Genomic DNA, 6115 nt, shown 5'->3' with positions numbered 1-6115 from the left:
ATCGAAATACATATACTATGTCATATATACATGTACAGGGGGGGCATCCGTTTGAAGAATTTAATTATGACTTTAGCCGTTTTCATCCTTTTTTTATCATTTGACACTCCAATTATTCATGCCATTACTTCAAGCCGAGAGGTATATGAAAAAACAGGTAATGTTGTTTGGGAGGGCAATACAAAAGAAAAAATCGTAGCCATAACTTTCGACGACGGACCACATCCTTCGTATACACCTCAAATCCTCGATATATTGGCTAAATATAATGCCAAAGCTACCTTTTTTGTTTCTGGTAATAAAGTGAAAAGAAACCCTGGCATTTTAATAAGAGAAATAAAAGAAGGTCATGAAATTGCAAATCACACCTATCATCATTATTATGATAAAAATATGACCGCTGAGTTATTATCTACTGAATTAGATAAAACAGATAAAGTGATTTGGGATATTGCCAAATACAAACCTACGCTATATCGTCCTGTAGGTGGACTTTATAACGATATAATCATCAATACAGCTGTAAAAAAAGGATATAAGGTTGTACTGTGGTCCTGGCATCAAGATCCCCAAGACTGGAAAAGACCTGCTCCAAATAAAATTTCCAATCATATCATTAAGTCGTTACGAGCTGGCGATATCATTCTCCTGCACGATTGGAGCGACCGTCCCCAAACGGTAAAGGCGTTAGAATCGACATTGGATTATTTATATTTAAACGGCTATGAATGCGTTACGGTGTCTGATTTATTGATTCGTTCCAATGTGAGCTCACCCGATTTTTTCAGAACCTTCCCTGTTGAATGAGCCTTAAAAGTTAAATTTATGTTTGACAAATCTCTCAAAAAGTATTATCTTTAATTAAAGATAAATCAATTCGAGATAATATCCCTATTTTTTAATATGAATCTCGAATTAAAGATATCTAAAATAAAAAATAAATTTATGGAGGAATCATAGATGATTGGTATAGGTTTATTAGTTATACGTGTGGTAATCGGATTATCGTTTGTTGGACATGGAGCTCAAAAATTATTTGGATGGTTTGGCGGACATGGCTTGAAAGGCACTGGAGGCTGGTTTGATTCGATTGGCATGAAGCCAGGAGTTACCATGGCCCTATTTGCAGGTCTATCAGAGCTTATTGGCGGAGCCTTATTTGCTTTAGGTCTCCTTACACCCTTTGCAGGTATATTAATTGCACTTACAATGCTTGTTGCGATCGTTAAAGTCCATGGAGCAAATGGCTACTGGGCAACTCAAAATGGTTATGAATATAATCTTGCCGTTCTTGCAGTGGCGATTGGCGTTGCGTTAACCGGAGCTGGCCCATACTCACTTGACTCCTTCCTATTTTAAGGAAAGCTTCGGTTTTATACTCTCTACATTATGAAAAACACGGTGTTGGATAAAACCACTCCGTGTTTTTTCTTATTCTTTAGAAAAAACCAGGACATATTTTCTCAAGATCCTAATCTTTGGTACGTCCGAATGTATAAGGGTCAGACTTTCAACAAGTGATTTTCGTCTCTTACAGTTTTTTTGTCTTCTATCCATTCTTGAAATTTATCCGGATTGGAAAAATGAAGATCTACCGAATATTTTTCAACATTCCCGACATAGTGAAGCCCCTCTTGAAAATGTGCCTGATGGCTATACCAGTTCCTTCATTAAACGAAAAGGCTATCGCAATCGATTATAAACCTAAAAATGGAAGGGAAAACTTTTCATTGTATAAAGTTATTAAATTTACCATTTTGATTAGTATATTTTTTTTCCGGATGGCAGTATACATTATTTTTTTAATATACTTCTACTTTGGTTCCCATTTTGTATTCAATCTTCCCTCTATAATACGAGAGAAAAAGACAAAAAAATAATCTAACATATAAAGACCTCGTCGTATAGATGAACTGGGCCCCAATTTACAGACAAAATAAAAACACTGCTTAAGAAGCAAATAAGTGTCGCGGTATTGTCATTTTCTTAAGCCCCTTTGGCTCTTCTGGGCGTGGAGGCCTTCCTAAGTTAGTCCTCTAAAGCTTTGATTCTGTAGGGGGGGTTGTCCTCCTTCCTTTTCCTAGCGTTCCTTAAAGAAAGCCCCTTTTCCCGCCAAAATTTCCGAATGTATGTGCCGTTGAGACCTAATGGCTGGTCATTGAAAATCCGTAAGCGAAACAACTTGGCTTTTCAAAGGATTGAATTTGAAAAACTACTATAAATAATCATCCATAAACATAAAAACCCCGGACTAAGGAACACTTTTATATGTGCGTCCGTTGTCAGGGGGTTATTTTTCCAAGTATATTCATTCCATGGTTTTGAAAATCCATTATGCATTTTTTATTTCAGTAATATATGTGCGTCTATTTATTCAATCCCTGGAAACCATCCTGGAGAGTGGATAATCGCTTGCCATAATGGGTCTGGAATATCAAGTTGCTGCTGATTATCCTTGTTTATTTTTGTCACGATCTCTGCTTCCCTGCCTTGTTCCACTTTTTGTACCCATTCAGGATCGATAATAATTTCACGGCCTAATGCGATTAACGGAACACCTGATTGCAGTGCTTTGATCGCATCATCCGCTGTATAGATGGAACCAACACCAATGATCGGTACTTGATCTCCTATACGTTCTTTTATAATTTCTATCCGAGGTCTGTCAACCTCGGCTCCCCTTCTTGCTTTCGACCAGAAATCCATTAATGAAACATGAAGATAATCAAGATCTTTTGTTACAAGTCCATCAATTAATGCAAGAGTATCATCCATGGTGATTCCTGGTGTTTCTGGCTCCTCCGGTGAAAAACGATATCCTACGATGAACGGATCCTTGGCATGTTCAGCAACAGCCTTTTTCACTTCATCCACTACCGCTAATGGAAAAGTCAGACGCTTTTCAAGGGTACCGCCCCACTTGTCTTCACGCCGGTTCGAATGAGGCGAAAAGAATTGCTGTAGCAAGTAACCATTTGCACCGTGAATCTCTACACCGTCAAATCCCGCTTCAATGGCACGTCGGGTAGTTTCACCGAAGTCGAGAATGATCGATTCTATTTCCTTTGCAGATAGTGGACGCGGAACTGCTTTCCCTTCGCCTTCCGATGGGATATTGCTTGCACTGACAACATCGCCATTTACTAATTCCGGTGGCACCTCGCGTCCGCCATGAAAAATCTGAAGAATTGCCTTTGCACCTTTCGCTTTAATCGCTGATACCAAACGACTTAGACTAGGTATCAATTCATCCTGATCTCCGCCAAATTCCCCATGAAAACCTTTGCCATTAGCAGTCACGTAAGTACATGCCGTTATAACCATGCCGACCCCGCTTGACCTACGTTCATAATAGTTTACTTCGGCGTCGGTTACAGTCCCGTCAGGATTAGAAGAGAAATTTGTCATAGGCGCCATCACCAATCGATTTTTCACTTCTAATTTCTTTCCTAAATTGAACGATTCAAATAATGGTGTATATTTAGAATTCATTTAGTCATCCTCCATTTAGTTACCCACCATGTTGGCAGGTATAAGTCCTTAATTCACAATACACATCCGCATATTATGATAATTATTAGGGTCATGCATGTTTTGTGATTAATGCCGAAATGGCTTCTTTTGGCTGGAAGCCAATAGCTTGATCTACCTTTTCTCCATCTTTGAATAGAATTAGAGCTGGAATTCCCATCACTCCATATTCGCTTGTCGTATCTGAATTTTCATCCACATTAAGTTTTACGATTTTAACCCGATCACCCATTTCCACATCAATTTCATTAAGCACTGGGGCAATCATTTTACACGGACCGCACCACGGTGCCCAAAAATCAACCAATACTAAACCTTCCTTGATTTCACTAGCAAAATTATCATCTGTTACATGTTCTATTGTCATGATCATTTCCTCCTTGTATTATCCCAAATATTTATAGTCTTTACTCTTCATCTATTTACATCAAGTTTAGCGATTCTATTTCCCGGGATAAGGAACTCTGAATTCCTGGCATTTATTTTAGGATGGATTTTGATGGATTCCAATTTACCGGATAACTCCATAAACCATGTTTCATCTTTAGAAAGTAGCGCTAAATCAATTAGGGCCAAAAGATGATTTTCGTTACTGATTTCTAGATCCGGCAGTTTTTCAGTCCATTTACATGGAATCCAAATCGATTTCCCAACCGCTTTTTCATTGTCACTTTCCACCACATTCACTTTAACGATTTCTCGATTATCACTTACCGTTTCAATGAAACCATGGATAAGTTCCCCATCTCTTGATTTTCCCTGTACCCAATCCCCATTTTTGAACTGATCGTTTTCAACCATTTCCTTAACACCCCTTTTATGTTCAGTTGATATTTAAACTATAGTTATTAACTGTAATAATAAAATATACATTTATTGCAAAGAAAAAACTAAATCAATATCACGGACATTGTTTAATTTTTTCCAAAAAAGTGCTGAGAGTTATATCTTCTAAATATTTTTCAAAATATAATTCAGCTTCATCGAATATTTGATTCATGACTATCTGGGTATTGGAAGATATGACACATTTTTTCTCCGGATCACCTGTACACCACTTTGGTTTCAAAGTCCCATGTGAAACAGTTATATAAATATCTGCCAAACCTACCTCTTCAGGGTTACAGTCTAGAATATAGCCTCCGCCAACACCTTCTTTAGTTTTTACAAATCCTTTTTTTCTTAAGCAGCTCATCATCTTTCGTATCCTTGCCGGGTTTGTACAAACGTTTTCTGCGATGGACTCGCTGCTAGCCATATGATCTGGTAGATAAGCTAAATAGACCAAACTATGGACAGCTATTGTAAAATCACTATTCACTTTCGCATCCTCCTTAAGAAGATTACTGTAATAATAATATTTACAGTTGATAAAGTCAAGTCAAAAAACTCAACCGCTTCCCCAACTATTTTGATTAATGAAATCCCCCAAAGGATAGAGGTGATTTTTAGCGAGATATCTCATTGTTGAGAAAGATTCAATGCTATATATGCCGATATTAGATTAACCTGGATTGCTCACTTTTATCCCGAGGATATAACCATATAATCACCCATTAACACAAAAGAAATTAAATGCCCCTATACCAAGCCCCTCAGATGATATTATCGTAAATGTTACAATTTCAGCCATTTGCGGTTGGGATTTTACAAAAGATTCCAAATAAACCGATGGAGGCTGTGGAGGAAGTTGGTCCTGGTGTATATATTCCATAATAAAAAATAAGCACTCGACCAATTCAGGTTAATTGCTTTTCTTTTTATAAGGTTCATTCAACTCAAAAACACCCGATTACTTGGATGCTAACCATTAATCTATATATTAACTGACTCTCTATTGGCTAAGTGCCTAAATAAAAAGATTAATAGAAAAAATTTTTATTTTTTACGTTTACATTTAGATTCCTATTTGTTGTCTTTACATTCACTTTTGGATTCAAATGTATGTTCACATAAAAGAATCCATACCTTACAAGTTTCCTCGAAGCGTTTTTTGACAAAATCATTTATCATATTAACAACCTCCTTGATACTGTATATACATCTTTAGATAGAAGGTGTGGACAAGTATTGTTTTTAGTTTAGGTTTTTACCTTCAAAATAAAAAAGCCCTCACATAACGAGGAGGACTTTCCTTTCAATTCCAAAACAAAAACCACCTTTACTGAATCATTCATTCAGAAAAAGTGGCTTAAGAAACATAAATGAAAGATAAAACAAAATCTTAAATAAAATCGGTGGAAAAGTTCAGTCTAAATGGATAAAAGTTCAGTCTAAATGGATAACCATTTCGATATTATATAAAATTATGCATCCAATCTTCCAAGAACATTGATATATCAAGGTTTCATGCTATCTTATTTTGTTTGTTGTTTATTCATGGCGCTCATCATTTGATTAATTTTCTTTTGGGATGGTTTCATACCCATTTGCATCATCATCATTTTCAACATCTGTTCGTTAATTGGCGGATTTTTCTTTAAGTAATCCATCATGTATTTACGAGCGATGAAAAATCCCAGCACTACTCCAGCAATCAATGCCAGTACGCCAACTAGAATGTAAACCCACATACTATTTCCTC

7 protein-coding genes are annotated in these 6115 nt (G+C 36.7%); 2 read left to right on the top strand and 5 right to left on the bottom strand.

Annotated features, from left to right (window positions below):
- Positions 1-66 precede the first annotated feature (66 nt).
- Complete coding sequence (locus ACFVSH_RS21800; protein WP_387596045.1) at positions 67-807, top strand: polysaccharide deacetylase family protein; 741 nt, start codon at positions 67-69, stop codon at positions 805-807.
- Positions 808-960: 153 nt separating this feature from the next.
- Positions 961-1359, top strand: coding sequence for a DoxX family protein (locus ACFVSH_RS21795; RefSeq protein ID WP_260287488.1), 399 nt, complete (start codon positions 961-963; stop codon positions 1357-1359).
- Between the two features lie 1011 nt (positions 1360-2370).
- Here the strand turns inward: ACFVSH_RS21795 and ACFVSH_RS21790 are convergent.
- From ACFVSH_RS21790 to ACFVSH_RS21770, 5 genes are all read right to left on the bottom strand, one after another.
- Entirely contained in the window at positions 2371-3492 is a 1122-nt protein-coding gene (locus ACFVSH_RS21790; protein WP_387707779.1) for an NADH-dependent flavin oxidoreductase, read from the bottom strand.
- Between the two features lie 91 nt (positions 3493-3583).
- A complete protein-coding gene (gene trxA / locus ACFVSH_RS21785) occupies positions 3584-3898 on the bottom strand; it encodes a thioredoxin (RefSeq protein ID WP_098372925.1) in 315 nt (104 codons plus the stop codon).
- A gap of 47 nt (positions 3899-3945) precedes the next feature.
- Positions 3946-4332, bottom strand: coding sequence for an IDEAL domain-containing protein (locus ACFVSH_RS21780; protein WP_387707777.1), 387 nt, complete (start codon positions 4330-4332; stop codon positions 3946-3948).
- A 100-nt stretch (positions 4333-4432) separates the two neighbouring features.
- On the bottom strand, positions 4433-4852 hold the full coding sequence (locus ACFVSH_RS21775) for an RrF2 family transcriptional regulator (protein WP_387707775.1): 420 nt from the start codon (positions 4850-4852) through the stop codon (positions 4433-4435).
- Between the two features lie 1036 nt (positions 4853-5888).
- Entirely contained in the window at positions 5889-6104 is a 216-nt protein-coding gene (locus tag ACFVSH_RS21770) for a YneF family protein (protein WP_034312934.1), read from the bottom strand.
- Between the last annotated feature and the right edge of the window lie 11 nt (positions 6105-6115).

The organism is Peribacillus sp. NPDC058002 (assembly GCF_042886655.1).
Lineage (GTDB): Bacteria > Bacillota > Bacilli > Bacillales > DSM-1321 > Peribacillus > Peribacillus aracenensis.
This window is presented reverse-complemented; position numbering and strand designations above follow the sequence as displayed.

Coding starts and splice junctions, on each gene's coding strand:
- ACFVSH_RS21770 (WP_034312934.1), bottom strand. CDS start 6,104: ATGTGGGTTTACATTCTAGTTGGCGTACTGGCATTGATTGCTGGAGTA.
- ACFVSH_RS21795 (WP_260287488.1), top strand. CDS start 961: ATGATTGGTATAGGTTTATTAGTTATACGTGTGGTAATCGGATTATCG.
- ACFVSH_RS21790 (WP_387707779.1), bottom strand. CDS start 3,492: ATGAATTCTAAATATACACCATTATTTGAATCGTTCAATTTAGGAAAG.
- ACFVSH_RS21780 (WP_387707777.1), bottom strand. CDS start 4,332: ATGGTTGAAAACGATCAGTTCAAAAATGGGGATTGGGTACAGGGAAAA.
- trxA (WP_098372925.1), bottom strand. CDS start 3,898: ATGACAATAGAACATGTAACAGATGATAATTTTGCTAGTGAAATCAAG.
- ACFVSH_RS21800 (WP_387596045.1), top strand. CDS start 67: ATGACTTTAGCCGTTTTCATCCTTTTTTTATCATTTGACACTCCAATT.